We start from the raw sequence: 22,790 nt of genomic DNA on the forward strand, positions 1-22,790 counted from the left end.
GAGCGGGCCTTTTTCCCTTTTACGACACAAATAAAAAAGCGCCGTCGTCCGTGCCTTTTCGGCACCACGTTCGGCGCTGCTCCGCTTTTTTGTTCATGACCACCTGCGTCATCGGTTTGCGGCTCCATGTGACCCGTCCCCCCATAACCGGCGCTGCCTGTCTCGTCTGTCCGGATTTCGCGGACTTCGTCGTCCGTTGTTTCATCACTAATCTCTCCTTCGAAAAGCTGGTTACGGTTTTCAGCATAAAACATTTTAAACATGAACACAAGCCAACTGCGTAAAATAAAAGGGTATGCTATAATTATTTTGGTTTATTATGGAAATTGGGAGGTTGAAAGGATGAAGCGCAAAAATCACGGGAGACAAGCCTCGATTCCCGCTTCCGCTAACAAGGTAGCAAAAACCGTCATTGCGGGGACGATCGGGCTCAGCTTGCTGCAAGTTCCGATATGGGCGGGAGCTTCGCCGGCATCCGTCTCGGAGTCGGGCACGGGGATCGCCAAAGAGGCCAAGGCCGCTAACTCGGCCGCCGCAAATCCTGCTCCAGGGGAAAAAGCGAAAATAAGCAAAGAAGAAGCTGCGAAAAAAATGGTCGCCTTGTTTCCCGTCTTGAATGAAGCCAAGCTGGAAGATGCCAGCTATACGGAAGGGACGGACAATTCCTTCAACGAGTCGGTCTGGATGCTTACTTGGACGATAACAAGAGGAAACAGCACGTATTCGTTCTCGGCGAGCGTGGATGGCATGACCGGCGATGTGCTCAATTTCTACCAGCCGGAGTATGTTTCCAACGAAAGCAGGGCCTATTATCCTCCCGAAATCAGTCAGGAGCAGGCCGAAAAAGCGGCCAAGGCGTTTATCGTGCAAGCCGCCAGCTCCATCAAAGCGGATGACCTGGTTCCACAAGAAGGCGTCAATAACGGGAACCAATCGCTGTTCGGGCAGGTGGTGTACAACTTCAGCTACAGCGCGAAAGTCAACGGCATCCCGTCCGATGGCGAAAACATCCAGATCGGCGTCGACGGCAAGGGGCGGATCTTCAGCTATAATCGCATGTCAACCTCCAAATCCTATCCATCCGCCAATCCGAAAATATCGTCTTCCGATGCGCTTGAATCATTCAAAAAGGATTTATCCCTTGGGCTGGCTTACGTTCAATTCAACGATTATTACAACCCTGCCCGTTCCAAAAAGGATTGGCGGCTGGCATACATACCCGCTCCTTCCATAACCATGACGGACGCCAATACCGGAAAAAGGTTCAATCCGTTGCAAAACTCCGAACAAACGGTTCCGAAAGCGCTCGAATACACGGCGCTGCCCTCCGGGTCGGCATCCTTTAAAGCGCATCAGGGCAATACGCTAACCTCCAAGGAAGTCCTTCAGTTATATCCCGATCTTGTCCCGTCAAGCAAGGATTATTCCCTGTCCTCTTCTCTGACGAACTATTGGATGGATTCGGGAAAACAGGTATGGTCCTTGAACTGGTACAAAAAAAGCGCGTTGGGAATGTCCGGGGATAGCGTATATATGATGGTCGACGCAGGGACGGGACAACTCATCAGCTACAATATCAATGAACTCCCGGCGTACGCGAAAGAGGCGGACAATGCCAAGCCGAGCCCGATTACCGATGCGAAAAGCAATGCTCCGGGCATGTCGGCATCCGAAGCCCAGAAAAAAGCCTTCGACCTTGCCGGGCGTTACTACCCCGAAGCGGCCAAGGCATTAAAGCTGTCCAACGACTCCTCGACGGATCAAGCAAACGGAAAAACGGTTCACAGATTCGTATTCCAGCAATTTTACAAAGACCTTCCCGTTTATAACCAGCAGGTAAGCCTCGTTCTTGACGGCAGCGGCAAACTCCTTTCGTATAACGCTAATTTGCCGCTCACGGGGGATGACCGCCAAAAGCTTGATGCATTGACGGCCAAGATCAAACCGGAGGACGCGGCGAAAACGTACCGGGAGGCTTTGGGGGCTCAGCTCATCTATGCCTCGACCGGAGGATATTACGTGGAAAGCAAATTCGCGGAGCCCCGGATTTTGTTGGCTTACGCGCCGACCTTCAACGGCGACCGCCGCCTGCCGTTCATTAACGCCGTTACCGGCAAAAACGAGTTTTACGGTTATTTCGGAACCCAGAACGGCGGCGCTGATCCGGCAGCCAACCTGCCTTCCGATGCGGTGGGCCACGGTGCGGGCAAAGAACTGGCGACGCTGCTCGAATACGGCGTCATCGCCCCGGAATCCGACGGGCTTCTGCATCCCGACAAAGAGATTACGTACGGCGATCTGCTGGCAATGATCGCGAAGGGAGTGAGCCCGACCCAAAGCTACTACGATCCGGGCCGTCTCGGCAAACAGTTTAAAGATGTTCCTGCCGACAGTCCCTATGCCGAAGCCGTGCAGATGTTCGCGGATCGGGGCTGGCTGCGCAATACGTCGGGCGAGCTCCATCCGGAGCAAAAGCTGACCCGGGAAAAGCTGGCCGAAACGATCGTGAACGTGCTTCGATACGATAAACTGTCGGCCTTTTACGAGTCCGACCCTCAAATTTTGGCGTTGGCGGATGCCCAAGCCATCCAACATAAAGGTGCCGTGAAACAGGCGATCCAGCTGGGTCTGATGTCCGCTAAAGACGGCAAATTCGAGCCTGCCCGACCGGTCACCAAGGCCGAGGCTGCCCAAGTGCTCGTTCTGCTGGCACAGATCCAAGGGAAGGTGGATTCGCCTGTGGCGGGATATTGACGCAACGTTTTGGTTCCGGCTGCGGCCTGCTGCAGCCGGATTTTTTTAAAAGATGATCATAATGGAGGCTTTGTTCATGAACGCTACCGTCAGGGCTGAAAGCATTTTGCGGAGATTGTCCGGCGTTATTGCTGCCGCTTTATTCATTGGGTTGGCGGTCATTTCCTCGCTTTGGTTTGAACAGCCGCCCGCGGGCAAAGGAAAAGCATCGCCGGAAACCGTCTTTTCCGCCGATCGCGCTTTCGACCATTTGACCCATATCGCAAAAGCGCCCCATACGCCGTTTATGCCCGAGATCGAGAACGTCAGGAAATACATCGTCGGGCAGTTCGCGGAGTTGGGTCTCGAAGTCGAGGTGGAGCCTTTTCAAGCGCAAATGAATCGCGGAAACGGCTATGAAACCGTCGCCATGAACAATATCATCGCGACGTTGAAGGGATCCGAGCCGGGGAAAGCGTTAATGCTCTCGGCCCATTACGACTCGGTTGCCCACGGGCCCGGAGCCAACGATGACGGCGTAGCCGTGGCTTCCCTGATCGAAACCGCAAGGGCATTAAAGGCCCAAGGAAAACCGCTGCACGACATTTTGTTTGTCATCACGGACGGGGAAGAAGGAGGGCTGCTCGGAGCCAAAGCATTTTGGAGCGCCTCCAAATTTAAAGACCAGGTCGGATTGGTCGCAAATTTTGAAGCTAGAGGGGCCAGCGGGCCTTCGCTCATGTTCCAGACGAGCAGCGGAAACGGCAAGTTGATTCGCGAGTTTGCCGCTATTGCGCCAGTTCCTGTAAGCAATTCGTTTCTGGCCGATATTTACCGCCTGATGCCGAATGACACGGACCTGACGATTTCGCTTCGGGAAGGGATTCCCGGACTCAATTTCGCTTACGTCGGCAGCTGGGATAAATACCACTCGGCGGAAGATACGATCGAAAACGTCTCCATGGCTACGCTGCAGCATCATGGAGAGAACGCGCTTGCGGTCGCAAGCCGTTTTGGGGCAATGGATTTGGGCGATTTAAAGGAGCCGGATTCGGAATATTTCAATTTGTTCGGCAAACTGTTTTATTACCCGCAATCCGTGAATTTGCCGCTAACCATCGTTTTGACGGCCGCGTGGTTCATGCTTGTCGGTTTATACGTCAAAAAACGCAAAGCCCGTGCCGGCAAAATAGCCGGGGCCGTCGGGGCGGCGTTTATCGGCTTCTTATTGTCGGCGCTGCTGTCCTACGAGCTGCTGTCGGCAATGACCTCCCGTATTCCGAATCCGTTCTATCATTTCAGCTTCCTTGCCATTACGCTGCTGGTCCATGTTTTGCTGAGTTCCATCCTGCGCCGCGGCCGCAACGAATTGGAGGCGGTCCTTGCCGCCGCATGTTTATTTTTGATGTTGACTTGGATCGTTACGTTTTTGCTGCCTGGCGCATGTTATTTGTTTGCAATTCCGCTTCTAGTCCACTGCATCGCGCTGGCGTTTCTGCAAGGGACGCAGGATCCATCCGCAGTTCTACGGCGCAGCTGGATGACGATGATCCTTTCCGCAATGCCCGCGTTGTTGTTTGTCACGCTGTTCCATTTGCTTTTCATGGCGATGCCGCCGCTTGTAAACGTGGCTTGCGCCATGCTGTTTTCGCTGAATTTATCCATGATCGAACCGTTTACACGGAATATCGCAGGGCTCTTTATAAGGAAAACACATCCGAAAAACGTTGCGGCTTGACTTCGGACAGGATTATCCGTTTGACAAAACCATCCTATTGTTACGAACCGGAGGTACAACATGAACCATTCCAGGCCGAAACCTTTATTTTGGAGCGCTGCCGTCATTGCGTTGCTGCTGCTTGCCTATAGCCTGGCAGCCCCGCCTCCAAAGCATGCGGAAGCTCCGGCTTCAAGCGCCGACCCTGACCGCGAACAGCGTAACCACGTGATCCAAACGGCGGAAGCAGGCACCATCCGCAACGAATTAGGTTCCGTGATCTACGGCGCCGACGATCATTCGGTCCATATCGTGCTCGATTTGGACGCCGTCCATTATGACCAGGTAGGCATCACGTTTCAAGGCCCCGACAATCATGGCGTGACGTTCGGCGATATGACTAGCAGCGTAAAAGTTGGGCATGTTGAATATGAGACGACTTTTGTGCCGGTCAACTATAAGCTGGTCCTTTGGACGCAACTGCCGATCCGTATTCTCGGAGAAGGCCGGGATGGGTGGATCGAGATGACCGATAATAAAAGCGGGAATGTCATTTTGAAAGAGAAGCTGACTTTTCGATATTGAACCTGAGGAAGGGTGCCGAATGAACCTGCAGCAAAAGAGTGTGAGTCTGACATCATGATCTCGTTTGTCCTGACGTTAAAGCGGCTGTTAAGCGGCCTGTTTCATGTTTTTCACCATAAAAGGTTCCGGGTTCTGTTCGTGGTGACCCTCTTCATGCTGTTGTCGGGGACGATTTTTTACACGCGCGAGGAAGGATTGCCGATTTTGGACGCGTTGTATTTTTGCATTGCGACCCTCAGCACGTCGGGACACCCAACCTTCGTTCCGCAAACCCCGTTCGGCAAAATTTTTACGATGCTGTACATCGTCGTCGGCACCGGCCTGTTCATGGGTCTTATGAGTTACATCGCCTACGGCGTCGTAAAAAGCAGCCAGCGGGAAGATGAGGAAGAGAGGATACAGCGAAACGGCGGCACAAAATCCACCGGCCGCGGAAAACGCCAAGGCGGCAGCGATGCGGAGGCGGATCATGACAGGGGCTAGGATGCTTATGTTGGATTCCTGCAAAAGATGCGCGTTCCGTCCCCATCCGACTTCGAAACCGGCTTGCTTCCAGCGCAGATCGGTTCGATCTCTTCCAAGGCATCCCGGCTTCTTATTCCCACGGAAAATCGATCGTCAAATAATCCGCGAATTTTTTGCTTTCCTCTCGGCGGTGTTTGCGCATCGCCGCTCTTTGGGGCGCCGTTTCGTGCAGCCGGATTTCTTCTTCCGTCTCGGGGATCACTTTCGGTACGGGGACGGGCTTTTTGTCTTCGCCGATCGCGACGAACGTCAAAAACGAGGTGGCCGCGATATGGCGTTTTCCCGTTCTCAGATCTTCCGTGATGACTTTGACGAACACCTCCATCGAGCTGCGGCCAGTCCAGGTCACGTACGACTCCAAGCAGACCGAATCCGTCATGTGGATGGGCAGCAAAAAGTCGACCGAATCGGTCGAAGCGGTCACGACCAGGTTCCGGCTGTGTTTGGAGGCCGAAATGGAAGCGATGTCGTCGATGTAAGCCATCAGCTTGCCGCCGAAAAGCGTGTCATGGTTGTTGACGTCCGTAGGAAACACGCGCGCGATTTTATAGCATCTCGATTCTTTGACATACCGTTGTTCCATACATATCCCTCATTCACTGAATTTTCGACACGGTCATAGTATCTTCCGGCAGTTGGATACACATGTATCGTATCGCCAAAACCATATCTACGTAAAATATATTATGTAAACAAAAAAGGTTTAACAACCCTTTTCCCGATGACGAATGTCAGAGGAACGTCACAAAAGGGAACGCAAACGGGGCCGGCGTGCTGTGATATAATGTAGTCATCGAACATTGACGGAAGCAGGTGTCCTCATTTTGAAAAAGGCAGTCATCATCGGCGGAGGCATCACGGGATTGTCGGCCGCGTATTATTTGCAAAAAAAAGCCCGCGAAAGCGGACAAGACGTTAGCATTACGATCGTAGAAGCCAGCGAACGGTTAGGCGGCAAAATCAGGACCGTTCATGACGGGACGTTTACGATGGAAACGGGCGCCGATTCGATCGTAACGCGCAAATCCAATGCGGCCGAACTCATAGAGGAAGTAGGCCTGAAAGACGAAGTCGTCTATAACGCGACGGGGATTTCGTACATCTATACGGACGGAACGCTGAAACAAATTCCGAAGGACGCCGTGTTCGGCATTCCATTGAGCATCGAGTCGCTTGCGACGACCGGCCTGGTGTCGGCCGAAGGGAAAGTCGAGGCGTTAAAAGACTTTTATACGCCGAACGAAACCTTTACCAAGGACGATTCGGTAGGGGATTTCCTTGAAGCATTCCTCGGGAAAGAGCTGGTGGAAAAGCAGATCGCCCCGGTGCTGTCCGGCGTATATTCCGGCAAGCTGAGCGAACTCACCATCGCCTCCACATTGCCGTATTTAATCGATTATAAAAACGAATACGGAAGCATCATCAAAGGCTTAAACGCCAATAAAGCCAAGTTTCAAAGCGGAAGCGGGAAAAAGTTTCTCTCATTCCGCCGGGGCGTGTCGCAGTTGATCGACGCGTTGGAGCAGAAGCTGGGTCAGGCCGAAATCATCAAGGGCGTTGCAGCCGAAGCGGTGAACCCCCTCGCGGATGGCCGGTACGAAATAACCCTGATGGACGGACGGGCGCTTGAGGCGGACGTCGTATCGATCGCCACGTTATCCGTCGCGGCCCAAAAGCTGCTGCGGAATGAACGGTTGGATGAGGAGTTCAACCAATTCAAGCATAGCTCGCTGATCAGCGTCTATATGGCTTTTGACGTACCCGACGAGGAACTCCCGGCTGACGGCACCGGCTTTATTACGGCGGGCAGCGAGGACGTCAAATGCAATGCGTGCACTTGGACGAGCCGAAAATGGGAGCACACGTCGGGAGACGGCCGTTTGCTGGTCCGACTCTTTTATAAGAGCATGAATCCGCATTACGGTACGCTTGTGGCCATGACGGAAAACGAATTGCTGCAAATCGGCATGGAGGATATTCAGGCCAGCCTGGGAATCGCAAGCAAACCGCTGACCTATAACGTAACCAAATGGCATGAAGTCATGCCGAATTATCATATCACGCATCGTCAGATCGTCGAATCGCTGGAGGCGAAAATGACGGAGCTGTACCCGAACGTGGCGTTGGCCGGCTGCTCCTATTACGGGGTGGGGATTCCGGACTGCATCGCAAACGGGGAGGACACGGCGGCAAAAATGCTCGAATGGATCGCTGAATAGACAAACGAACAAGGCTCGGGATGGCATCCCGGGCCTTGTTTTTTGCGTTCTCCTGTTCCTCAAGGAGTCATTGGAATGGGCAGGCGAATAAGGGATAATGGAATCAGGGTGATATACGTCCGGATTTTTTTCGAAAGATTTTAAGAAAAGTTGTCAGAAATCCTTTGCTTCTGAAGTCTATATCGTATGTCAACGTTTTGAGAGGGGATTTTCACTTGAGTCAATTGCGGGAAATAAGCGTGGAGTGGGAAGAAATGGACGATGCGGCGCTGATCAAAAAAGCGAAGGAAGGCAGCCGGGAAGCCTTCGGCGAGCTTGTTCGCAGGCACCGTTCCAAGGTTTACGGGTATGCCCGAAGCATGGTTCAGGAAGCGCATGCGGCCGAAGATATCGTACAGGACGCGTTGATCCGCGCGTTTTTGCATCTGGGCAAGCTGGTGGATGCCGAGCGTTTTTTGCCCTGGGTTCACCGGATTGTCCGCAACCAGGCGCTGACCCGGTTGAAAAAAGCCGGAAGAGGGCAGGAAACGACGTTTTCCGGCCTGGAGGCGGCGGTGTCCGGAGGCGGGGAAGAGCAGGAAATGTGGGGGAGTCTGGATTACGTCCTGAAGAGGGTCGCCCATGCCATGGAACGGGAGATGCAGCAGGATGGCGTTCCCGAGGCGCGGCTGATGCGGCTGGAAACCCAGCAGGTGTTGATGGATATCATCGCTTGCCTGAAACCAAAGGAGAGGCAAATTTTCGAATCGCATTTTTTCGACCAGCTTTCGCCTCAGGAAATCGCCCGCGAGTTCAGCCTGACTGCTGCCAACGTGTACCAAATCTTGTCCCGCTCCCGCAAAAAAGTGATTCAGGAACGAATCCGCGTAACCGTTGACGCCTATATTCAAACGCGAAAGGATTGGGGAACGATGGGAAAAACGGTGTTGGGTACGGAAAAATGGCAGGAGGGCGGGCATTCATGGTCGACGGCGGGCAATGTGCTTCATGCGCTGGCCAAAGCGGCGGGGCGGGATCACTCGTTGGCGGCGGTGATGGGGCTTACAGGGTTGGCCTTCCGGATTCAAGTGCTGCCGGGCGTGCATATTGCCGGACCGACGGCTTTCGATTTTGCCGAGGTGTTTCGGAGAGGGCTCCGGAACCTGGGGTTGACGGTCAGGATCGTGGACGGGATGAAGCCGGGGATCGGCGATAACGTCAATCTGCTCGGCGAAGCGGCGACAAGCCTGAAAACGATGCAGAAAAGGGACATCCACCAGGCGCTTCCCGAAGCGCTCGATTTGATCCATCATGCTGTGGACCGCGGATATCCGGTGCTGGCATGGGACCTGAGCATTCCGGAATTCGGCATGTTGTACGGTTACGACGACGAACACAAATTGCTGTATATGGATGAATGCTGCCGGAAGGATACGTTGTCCTATGAAAATTTAGGCAGGGGCGTGATGGAAGAGATCTTCGTAATGGCCGTCGATTCGGCGTCGAACCTATCGTTTAAAGAGGGGCTGGGCGGGGCGCTGGAGATGATCCTTGAGCATTATGCCGGCAAGGAGCCGAACGTGCCTGCGGAAGCCGCCAAAGGGTTGGAGTCTTACGATGCGTGGATCGAAGCGTTCCGCAGCCAAGGCGTGGAAGCGAACGGTAACGGCTATAACGTCGCGGTCGTGGGAGATTGCCGGAAATATGCTGCCGGCTTTTTGGAGGAAGCTGCCCGTTTGTTGGAAAAGACGGAGGATGCCGGGGGAAATGTCCCGTTAAGATTAAACGAAGCCGCCGAAACCTATCGTCAGCTTGCGCAAACATTCGCGGAATTGCACGTCCTGTTTCCATATCCCGAAGGCGGCAAACCGAATGATCCGAAGGTGGCACCGCAGGCGATTGCTTTGCTGGAAAAGGCTAAAAAGCTCGAAATTCGAGGCGCAGAACAATTGGAGAATCTGTCGAATGCCTTGAATTCATGACGAAAATTATTCATGACATGAAGCATAAGAGCCTTGTTCGTTTTCGAACACGGCTCTTTCTCATGGACATCGTCCGGAATCTCATAGCTTCATGCCATATAGTTTTTTAAGCTTTCTTGAAAGAGAGTTTTAACCATGTCCCGTAATTCGCCCGGATAAAGGACTTCCGCATCCGGCCCATACCTCAATAACAACCGGGAAAGATAAGGAAACTCTTCGCGGGGCACGTTACCGAGCCATTCTTGTCCGGACATCCCCCGGAACATGGGATCAGACATCGCCATGCGTGCGCCGAAGGAACTAAACTGGATTTTGGCCGGGACTCCTTCCCGCGGATCGGAAGAATCCAGCCATTGTTTGAGCGTAGGAAGGCCGGGGACGGCTTCCTCCAGAGGCGTCATGGCAATGACCCGGTCCGCACGGTATAAGAGGATTTTTTCGCGGCCGTATGCAGGCATGTACCAATAGCCGTGCTCGAAATATAAACCGACGGGGCAGACGTCAAAGCGTTTGTTGCCCGAAGCGGAGGCGTATTCCATGCGGACGCGCCGTTTCTCCATCGCGGCCTCCAAAATAAGCGAAGTAAAAGGCGACGCCGCCTGGGTGGGCGTCATCCGAAAGGCAACATAATCCTTTAACCGGTCGACCTGCTCCTGCACGTCCTGCGGAAGCTCCGCGTAATACTGCTCGGATAAATGCTTGCGGACCGACCCGAACGGGATGTCCGGCAGGTCTTCCAGCAGCTTCAGCATCAGGAACAGCCCGATCGCCTCGTCGCGGGACAGATGGAGCGGAGGGAGCAGCCGGTTCGGAAGCGCCCGGTATCCTCCGTGGGGACCGGTTTCGGTATACAACGGAAGGCCGATTTGCTGCAAATAATCAAGATCTCGCTGGATCGTCCGGACCGAAACGTGAAATCGCTCGGCAAGCTCGCGAGCGGTATACTTTTTCCGGGAATCGAGCAGTCTCATTAAGGCAACTCTGCGTTCGTTCATAATCGCATGGGCTCCTAACATCATCATCATATAAACATAACTGCGACATTTTATGTCATAAATCCATTGTAACATAAGATTTAGAAAGGAGCGATGAAGGATGAACGATGCGAATGGAAATCAAGTAGTGCTCTATATTGCAATGAGCCTTGACGGGTATATCGCGCTTCCCGACGGATCCGTGGACTGGCTGCATGACGTCAAAGGCGACGGAGGAGATAACGGGTATGCCGAATTTTACGACACGGTGGGCAGCGTTATCATGGGCAGACAGACGTATGACGAAGTGCTGACGCTTACGGAAGAATTTCCGTATGCAGGCAAACCTTGCTTCGTCGTCACCCGCACGCCGTCGGCGCATCAAAGCACGCCTCATGTCGAGTTCACCGGCGAACCGCTGTCCGACCTCGTACGACGGGCAAAAGAGCAATCGACCGGATCGGTCTGGCTGGCGGGAGGCGGCAAGCTGGTCCAAGCATTCATGCATGAGGGGCTGCTGGAGGAAGCCGTGATAGCCGTCATTCCGAAAGTGCTGGGCCGGGGCATTCCCCTGTTTCCCGAAGGAACCGTGCCGGGCACGTTCGAGCTAAGCCGTATGGAACGTCGCGGAGATATCGCCTTGCTTTACTACAGGATCCAATAAGCCGAGAGGCGGATTTTCGGACAGAGCGCTTTGGCCTGAAAGGGCCCGGGCGCTCTTTTCTTTTGGTAGACCAATTCATCATTTTTGCGAGGCCCGTAACTGGGGGCTGTACCGACGAATATACTCCAATCAGAAACACTTTACATGCGGAGGGGGGATCAACCTGTCAAAACATCTCATCATTTATGACGTCGATTGGTGGATATTGGGCAAAACAGCCAAGATCATTCAGCAAAACCGTCCCGATCTTGACGTGATCTCCTGCGCGAAGCTGGAAGAACTCATACAGAACGTCGGCGCGGCAGAGGTCAACCGGCGGTATTCCCGGATCTGCGCTTTATGTTTGGGGATTGCTGCCTGGGCCATCTTCAAAAATATCCGGATCGATGCCTCCGCCGCCGTATCGTATTATTACTTTAGCCGCAATTACGACACTTTGCGCGAATGGAAGGATCCGATCGTGCCCGACCCCGATTTTCTCCGTTTGGTTCTTCCGCGGATTCCCGTCATCGGAGCCATGAACCGGAAACTGGCCGAGACGTTAAAAGGTTTGGCTCCCCATGCCCGCGTGGATTATATCGGACATTTCGTCGATACCGCCAAATTCGCGCCGGCGGCCGCCAATTTGGATCCATCGCTGCCGCTTACCATCGGATGGGCCGGAGACAAACGCAAAAGATCGAAAAATTACGAATCGCTTTATCTCCCCATTCGAAAATCGTTTGAGCATCACCCCAGAGTACGCTTCGCGGAGACCTCCGGGGAATACGCATACGACGACATGCCCTTATTCTACCGATCCATCGACCTTTTGTTGATCACCTCGGCGAATGAAGGGGGCGGCGCGCCGGCATTGGAGGCTTATGCATGCGGCAAGCCGGTGTTGTCTACGAATGTCGGTTATATCAAGGAAGCTGCCCACCCGGATGCGCACCCGTTCATTTTGGACAGCGACGATCCGCAGGATTTTATACGCAGCATCCGCGAGTGGATGCACAAGAGAAGCGAGCTTGACGCGATCGGCCGGCGCTGCAGGGAAAAGATCGTGAGCGATTGGGGCGCCGACAAAGCCGTTGAACGCTGGATCAGCTTGCTGTTAACGGATGGGGGTTGAAACGATGGGAACTTCGAATTGGCAAAATATATCGTATTGCGTGGAACTGATCCGCTTGGTGTCTCCAGCAAAGGTTCTTGACGTTGGGGTCGGATTTGGACGCTGGGGAATGATCTGCCGGGAGTTTCTCGACGTATGGCAGGGAAAAGTGTTCCGCGAGCAGTGGACGACAAGAGTTGAAGGCATTGAAGTGTTTGAACGCAACATTGACGTTTATCATGCCTGTTTTTACGATCATATCTATCGTGCCGACGCTTACGAGCTGCTGGTGCAGCAAGAGGCTCTAAACGGTTACGACCTGGTGATCCTGGGCGACGTGCTGGAGCATTTCGCCAAACCCGAGGCCAACCAGTTGCTGCGCGCATGTTGGGATATCAGCAGGTACGTGCTTCTGAACGTTCCGATCGGCAGCGATTGGCCGCAGGGCAGCGAATACGGCAATGTCTACGAAACGCATCGAAGCGAGTGGAGCGAGGACGAATTCAATGCCTATCCCGTAGCCGCCAAGCGGATGTTTAAGGATTATGTCGGGCGCGATTTTGCGACCGTATTGCTGCAAGGCAAAAGATGCCTCTCTTGAATATGAATACGGACCACGGAGGAGTTGACGTGTTATGGCAGGTTCGGTCGCTCAAGGCGGAACGCACGTGGTTTGCGAAGTGCCTGTCGAGCTGCTTTTTTCGGACATCGATGTAAAATCGTCAAACACGGAGCACCTCATTTCGTCATTTACGGATGCATGGTATGAACATCATCTTCGGCACAGCAACCTTTCGATCATGCGGTTCGAGCCGCACCGGGAGCTATTCCGATACTTTTTGGGACAATCCGCCTCCCCGAAGCCTTATTTGGAATGGTACCGAATGATACATGTTACCCGCGGCCTGGAACCGCCCATGAGCCCCGGCCAGCTGCTTCGGCAGCGCAAAAGGGAATTTGAGAACATGAAGAAAGGGTTGGCGGATAACAGCTCCTTTTTTTATGATCATCCGATCGAAGTCGTCTATCACCCGTCAGGATATTTCAACATGAAGGACGGTCATCATCGCGCGTCTTTTTTGTACTGCTGCGGCGTTCGAAGGGTGTTCGCGCGGATGAGCGCGGAGGACCATGCAACGTGGGTCAATGCCGAACAAGCGGCTGCCGTCAAACGCATCGTCAAGGCACAGCAGCGTCGGCTGATCTATACCCCGATCCTGAATCCGGCATTTTACGACTGGCGAAGCGAAAGGGACGAGAACTATCCCACGAGGCTGGATTATATGCTGCATTACCTGGGACCCGACCAACTGCGCGGAGCCCGGGTGCTGGATATCGGCTGCAACATCGGGTACCATGCCAGATGTTTGGCGAGGGAAGGGGCGATCGTGACCGGCATCGAACATGATCCCGTGCATTGCGAGCTGCTGAAGAAGCTGAACGACCTGGAGCAGACCCATTTCGACTGGATTCAGGCTTCCTTTGAGGACATCGAACCGGGACGTTTTGATATGGGCGTTCTGCTAACCGTTTTTTATCATGTGATGAAAAAGGAGGACCGCGGCAGCGCGTTTTTAGCCAAATTGAATGCTTCCGTTACGCGCCTGCTGTTTTGGGAGTCGGGAGACGAACCGGAATCCGAAAAAAGGATGATTCTTGAAAATACCGATTTCGCTTATTACGAGAAGCTTGCGAATACATTCGGAACAGGAAAACACAGGGAGCTGGGGGTGTTTTTAAAGTAACTCCCGCAACGAAGAGGAAAAGGAGGCGGAGCATGGAAGCAGGAGATATTTCCGTACTCATACCCTATCAATCGGATGGAGGGCCGCGCGATGAAGCGCTGCGTTTCGTAAGGTCGTTTTATAAGCGGGTGCTGCCTGAAGCGGAAATCTGCGTCGGCGAGCTTACGGACGAAACGTTCAGCAGGTCCAAAGCCATCAACAAAGCTGCTTCGGCAGCAACCGGCTCCCGATGGATCATAGCGGACGGGGACTTGATCTACGATCCTGAGCTCATAAGGGGCGCGCTTCGCCAGTTAAGGGAGGACAACTGGATCATTCCGTTTACAAGCATTACGCGTTTGACGCTAAGCAACTCCCAGTCGGCTTATCGATCCGAAGCTGTTTGGCCGCTGCAGGTTCCCGTCGAAACCAAACCGGACGATGCCCGTTATTTCGTCGGAGGCGTCAGCGTCGTGACCCGAACGGCTTTCGAGACGATCGGCGGATACGACGAGCGGTTTATCGGATGGGGCGGGGAGGATGAAGCTTTTGCCTATTCAATGGATACGATCATCGGAAAACATATCCGGCTCGAAGGCAATTTGCTGCATTTTTGGCATCCGTTCGTCGGTCCTTCAGGCAATCCGCATTACGGCCAAAACTATGCGCTGTTCCAGGAATACCGAAAGGCGCTGGGTCATCGAGCCGAAATGAGCCGATTGATTCAAGGCAAACAAGAAGGGAGGACGACTGCATGAAACTTTCCCTCATCGTTCCGGTGTTGAACGAAGAAACGTTTATTCCCCTATATTTGGAAAGCGCGGCCGCTTATGCGGACGAAATCGTGATCGTGGACGGCGGAAGCACGGATCGGACCGTACCTCTCATCGAATCCTACCTTCCGCATTTGCCGATCCGTTTATTCACCATGCCTCAAACCGGAATGCCGTACACCGACGACTGGAACGAGTCCCAAGTCCGAAACTTCCTGATCGGCCAGGCGACCGGAGATTGGATCATGAACCTGGACGTCGACGAACTGATGGATGACCGGTTTCGCGACGTGTTGCCCGAGCTCATGAACCGGATGGACGTGGACATCTATCAGTTTCCGTTCGTCAATTTTTGGGGAAATCCGTGGACGCTCCGCGTCAATAGTCCCGGAGACGAGCGATGGTCCAACGACATCACGCGGATGTGGCGGGCGAACATCGGGATCCGTTACCGGGACGAAAAGCATCATTGCACGCTCGAGGGCGAGGGCGGACGGAGCATTTGGAGCCTTCCCCGGGATCGCGTGGACGTGAACATCTATCATTATCATTATGCGCTTGGGAAAAAAATCAAGTTTAACGATAACCGCCGCGGAGACGTCAACGTCCCCGACAACAAAGGGGAACCGGATTGGCATTTTGACCATGCGGAATACCGGATCGCCACCGTACCTTTCGAGGGAAGCCATCCGGAAGTCGTCCGGCGGTACATCGCCGCAAACCCGGAGCATCGTTAAAAAGAAAAGCTTTCGCCATGCCGGGCCAAAATGGCTCGGTAGACGAAAGCTTTTTTTGCGGAGTCTTTGCTTTATTACGAGGGACAGTTCCTTTCATCCGGGATTACGGTTGAGGAGCCCTCCGCATTTGGGAGATGAGGAGCGGCACGTCTTCCGTTTCGAGCATCCTTGGGGTTTGCAGCTTTATTTTCAGATCGTCCAGCTGATGGGCATGGTACGAGAAGGCATCAACCACGCAGCGGTCGGAAGAAAAATAAGGGAGAACATCGGTTCCGCCGCAGTAGACCACGCTTTCGAGATCGGCATGGCTGAACAAATCCGGCCTGTTCGTTACATACAAGCGAGGTCCGGCTTTTCGGATGCCGACGACCTCATGGCCGAAATACGCCGACAAATACACGACGATGATGAAGTCATTCCGCTGCGACAGTTCTCGGACCATCTGCTGCCAGCGTGCCGGAGTTCTTGACCATTCGCGGCCGCCGAGAACCAACAGGCAGGGGCGACCGCCGAGTTTTCCCGCTACCCCTTCGGGCGTATCCGCTCCATAAAAAATATTTTCCGGCCGTTTCGGCTGCCGCCACGGTTTGTTCCATTTCCGTTCATAATAGGCTTTGTTGCTTCTCCACAGATCATCGTATTGTTCCTGCTTCAGTTTTTTGATCGTGGCGCTTCCGTGGTGGTACACAAATGCGTCTTCGACGATCAGAAGTTTGTACCCGGCCCGCCGGACCTGTTCGCAATAATCATCATCCTCGAACATCCCGATGCCGTATTTGCTGTCCAGCCCCCCAACTTCTTCAAACACGCTCCGCCGCAAGGCCACGCAAAAAAAGCCCAACAAGTCGGTATACCGGCTCCGCCCTTTATAGAGTCCGTAAAACTCTTTTAACCAATGGGGATTGGCTCCTTCCACGGGATTGCCTACGAACAAATCCACCGCCTGGTCGTTGCCCACATGATTGGACATCGGCCCGGACATGCCGATTCCCGGGTGTTTCTCCAAAGGGCGGATCAGCCTGCGAATCCAGCTTCCGTCGGGCACGATCGTGTCGTTATTCAGCAGGATGATGTACTCCCCTGCAGCTTTGCGGCACCCGAGGGAGTTCCCCGCGGCAAAACCGAGATTCACGTCGGAGCGGATGATTTTGAAGCAGTCGGGATCCAGCTCCGCCAATCGTTGGGACGTTTCGTCCGTGGAACCGTTGTCGACGACGATCACTTCCAGATGGGGATAACGTCCGGGCTTCTGCAAGCTGAAGAGGCATTGACGCGTATAGGGCCAGTTGTTATGCGCCAGCATGACGATGCTCACCTTTGGAAACAGCCGTTTCAAAATGGTCCGGTGCAGTTCTTCATACCGTGTTTCCCAAGTATGGCTTGATGCAAAATTTTTTCTGGCCTCCATAAGCTGAGGGTTATTCTGCCGCAGGGAGCGTTCCACCGCTTGTTCGAAGGCTTCCGGGGTACGCGCGATGACGGTAAGCCCGGCGGCGACGGTTTCCAGCTCCGGCAAAGCCGTTGACACGACGGGCTTTCCTGCCGCCAAATACTCGTACAGCTTCACAGGGTTCGTTGCCTTGGTAAGCTCGTTTTGCAAAAACGGAATAATCGCCGCATCGAACCGATGAAGATACATCGGAAGCTCGTGATAGCGTTTTTCGCCCAAAAGAAGCACGTTCGGCAATTTCTCCAGCCCAGCCGTATCGCAGCCAAAGGTATGGCCGATCAGGGCAAAGGTCCACTCCGGTCTTCGTTCGGCCATCCGTTCCACGAGCTTGGCGTCGAACCAATCCGATATCGCTCCGTAGTAGCCGATCACAGGTCCTTGAATGGAAGCGAGCTCGGGTGCAACCGGAGCATGCGCTGCAAAATGGGCAGCATCTGCGGCGTTGCGGAGCAAAAGCGGGGAGGAATGGTATGATTTCATGCGGTCATGCAGCCGTTGGGATGAGGCCAAAACAAGATCCGCTTTGCGGGCAAGCTGTTCCTCCAGCCGGATCATCGACGGGGCGTTCGTCGAAAAACCGTTATGTTCGTCCATGCAGTCATACAGCAGCTTGCTGTCTTCCATGGTGGAGACGAGCGGCGTCCAGAATGGAAGGTCGACGATGGATACCAAATGTCCTATTTGGAACCGCTCCCGGATATACTCGATGGACCAATTCAAATACCGAATATCCGTCGCGCTCATCTGATCGGTATATAGGTTCAAGTTTCGGTTTGCGCATAACGTGACAAGCCAAACGTTCGGCTTGACGAGCTTCACCTTGACGTATCTTGCAACCTCATCGAATGCGGCATCTTCTTTTGGGAGAACGGACATCGTCGTGGTCGCATAAAAGACGCGATGACCGTGCCGCGCGAACTGGACCGACATCTGCTGGGGCCTTTGCCATCTGAAATCCCAATCGATTACCGGAAAACGGAACACGTCGTACATCCCCGCATGGCCTGCGGCAGTCTCGGTGGTTCTCGAATCGGCCGCGTGATTTGCCGTATGATCGCTGCTTGCAGCCAATGGGGCCGCCAGCGTGTCCGCGGAGGCGCCCGTATCGTGCCGGAATGCCGGAATGACGGGAGGGTGCGGATCGATCCGTCTGATCGGCGCCTTTGTTTTGCGTTTAGCAGGCTTTGAAACCGTAGGGGATACGGATTTGATTTTAGGCTTCCGTGGCCTTGAATGTCGTCTCTTCAAAGCGGTGTTCTCCTCCCTAAACGATTGTCTATCTTCAAAATATGTACGGAGGCGGATATCCGCTTGGGTAAAAAACTATTGCAATTCTTAAATGTTCGATCAAATTCCGCCGTTCGCGCCACTGGTTTGCCGGCCTTGGGCATATTCATTAACTTTAATCTCCACGGTAGCCGCCTGCATCATTAGAACATATTGTACTCATGACTAAACGAAGGAGGTAAAAGCTGTGGAGCTGCATCGAAAAAAATTCCATCACACGGATTGCGCGGCGGATGCGCATCGGCACAAGCCGGATGCCGGCAGACGTAAAAAAAGCGCGCTGAAACATAAGCTGCATGGCCTGAAAAGATTCGTCGTCGTCAGCCTTGCCAGGCTGTCCAGGCAACTGAAACGGCTCCGGAACCGGGTAAACGGCCTTTCCGCCCAGGTATCCTCCCTTCAGGAACAGGTGGGTTCGCTGACTTCAAACCAGCCCGGCACGGTTCAATTTTTGGCTTCAAAACTCAACTCGAAGGTGACGATCGAGACGCCGGCGGGCACGTTATTCGGCACCCTGGTGTTGATCGGCGAGGATTTCATCCAGCTGAGGGAGGCCGACGGCAGCATCGTGCTGCTTCCGCTGCGCAGCGTCCTCTCCGTGCTTTGAGAAAAAGCTTGCTTGACAGGGAAGAGGGGGAATACGAATGAATTTTATTGAAGCCTTAAACGCGTTCATCGGAAGAAGGACCGAAATCGTTCAACCCGGACAGTTTCTTCAAGGTCAGCTGTCCGCCGCCGCGGGAGGTTTGATAACCGTTCAGCTGTCGAGTTCGAATTATATTCCGTCATCCCAGCAGGTTACCGCATTTATCAACAATGTTACTTACGTCCGCATCCTACCTTAATGATCGAGATCGGCGGGGCTGTTTAACGTTCGATCCGCCACCCATGAACTCCAACGCTCGTATAAAGACGCATGAATCCGGGAGACGCTGCTGCTTCGAATCCGGCGGTGATAGAGAGGGAGAGCGATGTAATGCAAAGTTTCCTTTAAGGACAGTCTTGCCAACAATTCCACGTCTTCGAACAATCTTCCGCCCCACGGGGCGGACGCGTTCCACCCTTGGTGTTTCTTCAAAAAGCTCGTGCGGTACATCCGGGGGGCGATCACCCATCCTTCTGCCAGAAGCTTGCCTGCCGAAAGGGAAGAAGGCGCCTGTTTGACTCCCCGGTACATCAGCCGGCCGTGCATACGCTGGATCCATTCATGATGGTCCGCGTACACGGCTGCTTCATGCCGCAAAGCTAAAGCCGTTTTTGCAAGGTGCAGCAAGCAGTCCGAAGATAGCCAATCATCGGCGTCGAGTTCCAATAGCCATTTGCCTTTTGCCATCGTCAGCGCTTGGTTCAGCGATTCCGCTTTCCCTTGATTGTTTGCGTTGGTCAAGCAGCGGATCTTTCCGTGACCTTTCAGTTTTTTTACATAATCGTCCGTTCCGTCGGTCGATCCGTCATCGACGATGATCAGCTCCCAGGCCGCATAGGACTGGGCAACGACGGAGCGCACGGCCCACGGGAGATAAGCAGCATCGTTATAGGTGCAGATCACAACCGAAATGACCGGGTCGGACAGGTTTTCGGAATGTTTCGGGCAGGGCGGTTCCAAAGGCTGCCGCAGCAGGGCGAAGACGTCATCGTAAGCCGCTTGGTGCAAGGGCGGCCCGGGGCGAACCGCTTTGGAAGGAACAAACGCGTCGGTTTCCAGAGCTTCCCACGTCCAAGCCGGGCGAAGCCGGAACAATCTTTCGATCCATAGATAGACACTGAAGGGGAGATGGCTGGATTCGGAAAATCCGCCATAAGCTGAAGGCGTGACGGCTGCGGTTCGCCATAAGATCCCGTGGGGGGCGTCGAAACCTTGCTTTGAGCCGGGGCGGGAACGGCCTTTGGGATGGAGTACGACCGCACCCGTTTCCGGATGCATGTCGGCAATCCGGCTCGTAAGCTCCTCTTTGATTGCGGGGGTGACGGTGTCGCCGCCGTATAAAGCAAGAAAAAACGGCTCCCTGCAAACCGCGAGGATCTCATTGAGCACTTTACCCGGATTCATTTCCGGCAAACGCTCCACCCGCGCTTCAGGGAACGCCTCCTTAACGGATATTTCGGTTTGAATCATCTCCGTATAACTGCCTTTCGAAGCGATAAAAACGATCATTTCCGCGTTATCCTTTCCGGTTCGGCAATCCGTTTTTTCGCAAACGGCTATTACCATTCCAGTCTATGCAGCATCCGCCCAAGTGACACGGAAACCGACGGAAGCGGCCGTAAAAAAAGCAGCCCCCGAAAAATACAACGGGAGGGCTGCTTTGATTCGCGGCCGAATGCCTGCAACGTTCGCGGCATTAAGAGCGTCCGCGGATTTCCTGGCGCAAAAACATCACGTAAGAAATGGCGAAGCAGACAAGCGTCAGCGCGATCAGGCCGGTGACCTGCGGCCATACGAGCAGCAGGCTTTGCCCGAAAGGAAGCGGGCTGTCGATCGCCCCGTAAGCCTGCTCGGTCGTCAGCGGCCCCAAATTTCGCACGGTAGGCATCAATAGCGTCGAGGTGGCTTCGTTGAACAAGGTATACGGGGAAATCCGGCTGAGTCCCAGCATCAGGTTGACATGATTCAACATATCGTCAACGGTCGAAGCTTGATTGTTCCGAACAAGCGCGGAGGACAACAGGTTCAGAATCATGTCGTAAAAGAAGCTGAAGAACAGCCATACCGCGATGCCGGCCAAGGCCGACGTTGCGGGCTGCCGAAAACGCACCGAAAACAGGATGGATAAATTCAGCCAAAAACCGATGTAAAATACCGTCACCACCAAAAACGCCAATATCCGCAGCAGCTCCTCGAAGGATGGGGGAAGTCCCACAATAAGGAGACCAAGCGATAAAACGAGCAAGCCCAGCGCCAAAAACATAAACCCGATGATAAACAAGGAGGCGGTGAATTTGGCGTTTAGCAAATCGTCGCGGTGGATGGGCTGCGCCATGATCCTGCTTAACGTCCCTTTGTTGCGTTCGCTGTTCACGGCGTCGAATCCGAGGCCGATGCCAAGCAGCGGACCGAGAAACCCGATGAATCCGATGAAGGAAGGCAGGGTGCCGTCCGAAATGGTAAACAGCTTCAAAATGACGAAATCGCTGTAACCGTCCTCCGATTTGATGGCGTCCTGCAGGCTGTTCAAAGCGGTATAGAGGGAGGCGACGCAGGTCAGGAAAATGATCGCCAGCAGCAAAATGAACCGCCAGCTTCGGACATGGTCGGCGATTTCCTTGCGAACGAGCACCCGAAACGCCGCCGGATTGGAGTTGGACTTGTCGAAGCGGTCGCGGTCCGACAAGGAGCCCGCAAATTTGCGAAGCCCGTCGGGCAGGCGCTCCGACACCGCATTCCGCCATTTATTTAGCCGCCTTTTTAGAACGCTTGCTTCCATGTTCCTCACCTCCCGCAAAATAACGTCGATAAATTTCATCCAGGCCGTATTGTTTCCGCTGCAGGTTGTATAACGAAACGCCCGACGAAACGATCACGCGGGCAATCGCGTCGCTGCAGTCCTCGCTGCATCCGATCTGGAGCAAAACGCGGCTGCTGGAGGGCAGGGCTGCATCCGGAGCTTCCGCTCCGGATTGCACGTCGCGAACCTGCTCCAATTCGGCCAGTCGATCAAGCAGCTGCTGATCGGCCCGGTCCACTTCCGCGGTGATCATGATCGGCGTATCCGTCAACAGCTGCCGGGTCAATGCCTCCAGATTGCCTTCCGCCAGAAGTTTGCCTTTAACGAAAAGGCCGACCCGGTCGCAAATCTGCTGGACTTGGTGCAGCTGGTGAGAGGATAGGAGGACGGTTAACCCTTGCTCCCGGCTAAGCCCGTAAATCAGCGCCAGCAGCTCGTCGATCCCTTTCGGGTCGATCCCCAGCGTCGGTTCGTCCAGGATGATGATCTCCGGCTGCTTGATGAGGACGTCGGCGAGGCCGAGGCGCTGCCGCATCCCGCGCGAGTACGTGCCCGCTTTTTTATGGGCGGCATCCTTCAGCCCTACCTCCCCAAGGAGCCGCATCGCGCGCTCCCGGGCTTCTTTCTCGCCGATTCCGTTCAGCCTTGCGGTCAGCTGCAGATTCTCCAGGCCGGTCCAATCCTCGTAGAAGCCGACATCATCGGGCAGGTAGCCGACCCGCCGCTTCACTTCGATGGGTCGGCGGGTCGGGTTCATGCCGAGGACGTTGATCCTTCCGCCGTCTGGCTCGCTGAGACCGAGCAGCATCAATATGGTCGTGGATTTCCCGGCCCCGTTGGGGCCGAGAAGCCCGAAAATTTCACCGCGGCGGATTTGCAGGGACAAGCTGTCAACGGCCCGA

General features: G+C 54.2%; 20 protein-coding genes and 1 pseudogene. 14 read left to right on the top strand and 7 right to left on the bottom strand.

The window, feature by feature from the left end:
- Positions 1–19: 19 nt before the first annotated feature.
- Positions 20–205 carry a hypothetical protein gene (locus AC27KL_RS14645; RefSeq protein ID WP_036709785.1) on the bottom strand — a complete coding sequence of 62 codons (186 nt, stop codon included), beginning with the start codon at positions 203–205 and terminating at the stop codon, positions 20–22.
- Positions 206–342: 137 nt separating this feature from the next.
- Between AC27KL_RS14645 and AC27KL_RS14650 the strand changes: the two genes are divergently transcribed.
- From AC27KL_RS14650 to AC27KL_RS14665, 4 genes are all read left to right on the top strand, one after another.
- Complete coding sequence (locus AC27KL_RS14650) at positions 343–2,754, top strand: S-layer homology domain-containing protein (RefSeq protein ID WP_487170155.1); 2,412 nt, start codon at positions 343–345, stop codon at positions 2,752–2,754.
- A gap of 76 nt (positions 2,755–2,830) precedes the next feature.
- Positions 2,831–4,471: a M20/M25/M40 family metallo-hydrolase gene (locus AC27KL_RS14655; RefSeq protein ID WP_487170156.1), complete on the top strand. Its 1,641-nt coding sequence runs from the start codon at positions 2,831–2,833 to the stop codon at positions 4,469–4,471.
- Between the two features lie 60 nt (positions 4,472–4,531).
- The gene (locus tag AC27KL_RS14660) at positions 4,532–5,035 is read left to right on the top strand and encodes a hypothetical protein (protein ID WP_487170157.1); all 504 of its coding nucleotides are present in this window, start codon (positions 4,532–4,534) and stop codon (positions 5,033–5,035) included.
- Positions 5,036–5,089: 54 nt separating this feature from the next.
- Positions 5,090–5,518, top strand: coding sequence for a potassium channel family protein (locus AC27KL_RS14665; RefSeq protein ID WP_081992349.1), 429 nt, complete (start codon positions 5,090–5,092; stop codon positions 5,516–5,518).
- Between the two features lie 112 nt (positions 5,519–5,630).
- Here AC27KL_RS14665 and AC27KL_RS14670 read toward each other — a convergent pair whose 3' ends face one another.
- On the bottom strand, positions 5,631–6,143 hold the full coding sequence (locus tag AC27KL_RS14670; RefSeq protein ID WP_339324957.1) for an acyl-CoA thioesterase: 513 nt from the start codon (positions 6,141–6,143) through the stop codon (positions 5,631–5,633).
- 241 nt (positions 6,144–6,384) lie between these two features.
- On the opposite strand from AC27KL_RS14670, the gene hemG reads away from it, so the two are divergent.
- Both hemG and AC27KL_RS14680 read left to right on the top strand, forming a co-directional pair.
- Entirely contained in the window at positions 6,385–7,779 is a 1,395-nt protein-coding gene (gene hemG / locus AC27KL_RS14675) for a protoporphyrinogen oxidase (protein WP_036709769.1), read from the top strand.
- Positions 7,780–7,994: 215 nt separating this feature from the next.
- Positions 7,995–9,740, top strand: coding sequence for an RNA polymerase sigma factor (locus tag AC27KL_RS14680; RefSeq protein ID WP_487170158.1), 1,746 nt, complete (start codon positions 7,995–7,997; stop codon positions 9,738–9,740).
- Between the two features lie 89 nt (positions 9,741–9,829).
- Here AC27KL_RS14680 and AC27KL_RS14685 read toward each other — a convergent pair whose 3' ends face one another.
- The gene (locus AC27KL_RS14685; protein WP_487170159.1) at positions 9,830–10,735 is read right to left on the bottom strand and encodes a helix-turn-helix transcriptional regulator; all 906 of its coding nucleotides are present in this window, start codon (positions 10,733–10,735) and stop codon (positions 9,830–9,832) included.
- 100 nt (positions 10,736–10,835) lie between these two features.
- On the opposite strand from AC27KL_RS14685, the gene AC27KL_RS14690 reads away from it, so the two are divergent.
- The 6 genes from AC27KL_RS14690 to AC27KL_RS14715 all read left to right on the top strand — a co-directional run bounded on the left by AC27KL_RS14690 (position 10,836) and on the right by AC27KL_RS14715 (position 15,705).
- Complete coding sequence (locus AC27KL_RS14690; protein ID WP_487170160.1) at positions 10,836–11,378, top strand: dihydrofolate reductase family protein; 543 nt, start codon at positions 10,836–10,838, stop codon at positions 11,376–11,378.
- Between the two features lie 205 nt (positions 11,379–11,583).
- Positions 11,584–12,492, top strand: a complete 909-nt coding sequence (locus AC27KL_RS14695) for a glycosyltransferase family 4 protein (RefSeq protein ID WP_246536842.1) — start codon at positions 11,584–11,586, stop codon at positions 12,490–12,492.
- A 4-nt stretch (positions 12,493–12,496) separates the two neighbouring features.
- The gene (locus AC27KL_RS14700) at positions 12,497–13,072 is read left to right on the top strand and encodes a class I SAM-dependent methyltransferase (protein ID WP_487170161.1); all 576 of its coding nucleotides are present in this window, start codon (positions 12,497–12,499) and stop codon (positions 13,070–13,072) included.
- A gap of 34 nt (positions 13,073–13,106) precedes the next feature.
- On the top strand, positions 13,107–14,216 hold the full coding sequence (locus AC27KL_RS14705) for a class I SAM-dependent methyltransferase (protein ID WP_212949635.1): 1,110 nt from the start codon (positions 13,107–13,109) through the stop codon (positions 14,214–14,216).
- Positions 14,217–14,248: 32 nt separating this feature from the next.
- The gene (locus AC27KL_RS14710) at positions 14,249–14,953 is read left to right on the top strand and encodes a galactosyltransferase-related protein (protein ID WP_487170162.1); all 705 of its coding nucleotides are present in this window, start codon (positions 14,249–14,251) and stop codon (positions 14,951–14,953) included.
- Positions 14,950–15,705, top strand: a complete 756-nt coding sequence (locus AC27KL_RS14715) for a glycosyltransferase (protein WP_036709758.1) — start codon at positions 14,950–14,952, stop codon at positions 15,703–15,705. Before AC27KL_RS14710 ends, AC27KL_RS14715 begins: the two co-directional genes overlap by 4 nt.
- A 103-nt stretch (positions 15,706–15,808) precedes the next feature.
- On the opposite strand, the gene AC27KL_RS14720 is transcribed toward AC27KL_RS14715, so the two are convergent.
- Positions 15,809–18,403 (bottom strand): glycosyltransferase, encoded by a 2,595-nt coding sequence (locus AC27KL_RS14720; protein WP_487170163.1) that lies wholly within the window; start codon positions 18,401–18,403, stop codon positions 15,809–15,811.
- Positions 18,404–18,629: 226 nt separating this feature from the next.
- On the opposite strand from AC27KL_RS14720, the gene AC27KL_RS14725 reads away from it, so the two are divergent.
- Together AC27KL_RS14725 and AC27KL_RS14730 are read left to right on the top strand one after the other, a co-directional pair.
- Positions 18,630–19,049 carry a hypothetical protein gene (locus AC27KL_RS14725; RefSeq protein ID WP_487170164.1) on the top strand — a complete coding sequence of 140 codons (420 nt, stop codon included), beginning with the start codon at positions 18,630–18,632 and terminating at the stop codon, positions 19,047–19,049.
- 37 nt (positions 19,050–19,086) lie between these two features.
- Positions 19,087–19,287 carry a hypothetical protein gene (locus AC27KL_RS14730; RefSeq protein ID WP_036709754.1) on the top strand — a complete coding sequence of 67 codons (201 nt, stop codon included), beginning with the start codon at positions 19,087–19,089 and terminating at the stop codon, positions 19,285–19,287.
- On the opposite strand, the gene AC27KL_RS14735 is transcribed toward AC27KL_RS14730, so the two are convergent.
- The 3 genes and pseudogenes from AC27KL_RS14735 to AC27KL_RS14745 form a co-directional block, all read right to left on the bottom strand.
- Positions 19,284–20,597: a glycosyltransferase family 2 protein gene (locus AC27KL_RS14735; RefSeq protein WP_487170165.1), complete on the bottom strand. Its 1,314-nt coding sequence runs from the start codon at positions 20,595–20,597 to the stop codon at positions 19,284–19,286. The genes AC27KL_RS14730 and AC27KL_RS14735 overlap by 4 nt on opposite strands.
- A gap of 187 nt (positions 20,598–20,784) precedes the next feature.
- Complete coding sequence (locus AC27KL_RS14740; protein WP_212949627.1) at positions 20,785–21,867, bottom strand: ABC transporter permease; 1,083 nt, start codon at positions 21,865–21,867, stop codon at positions 20,785–20,787.
- Positions 21,833–22,786, bottom strand: a pseudogene (locus tag AC27KL_RS14745) (ABC transporter ATP-binding protein); the annotation flags it as partial. The gene AC27KL_RS14740 and the pseudogene AC27KL_RS14745, both read right to left, overlap by 35 nt.
- Between the last annotated feature and the right edge of the window lie 4 nt (positions 22,787–22,790).

It is taken from the genome of Paenibacillus sp. YAE3 (assembly GCF_057546105.1).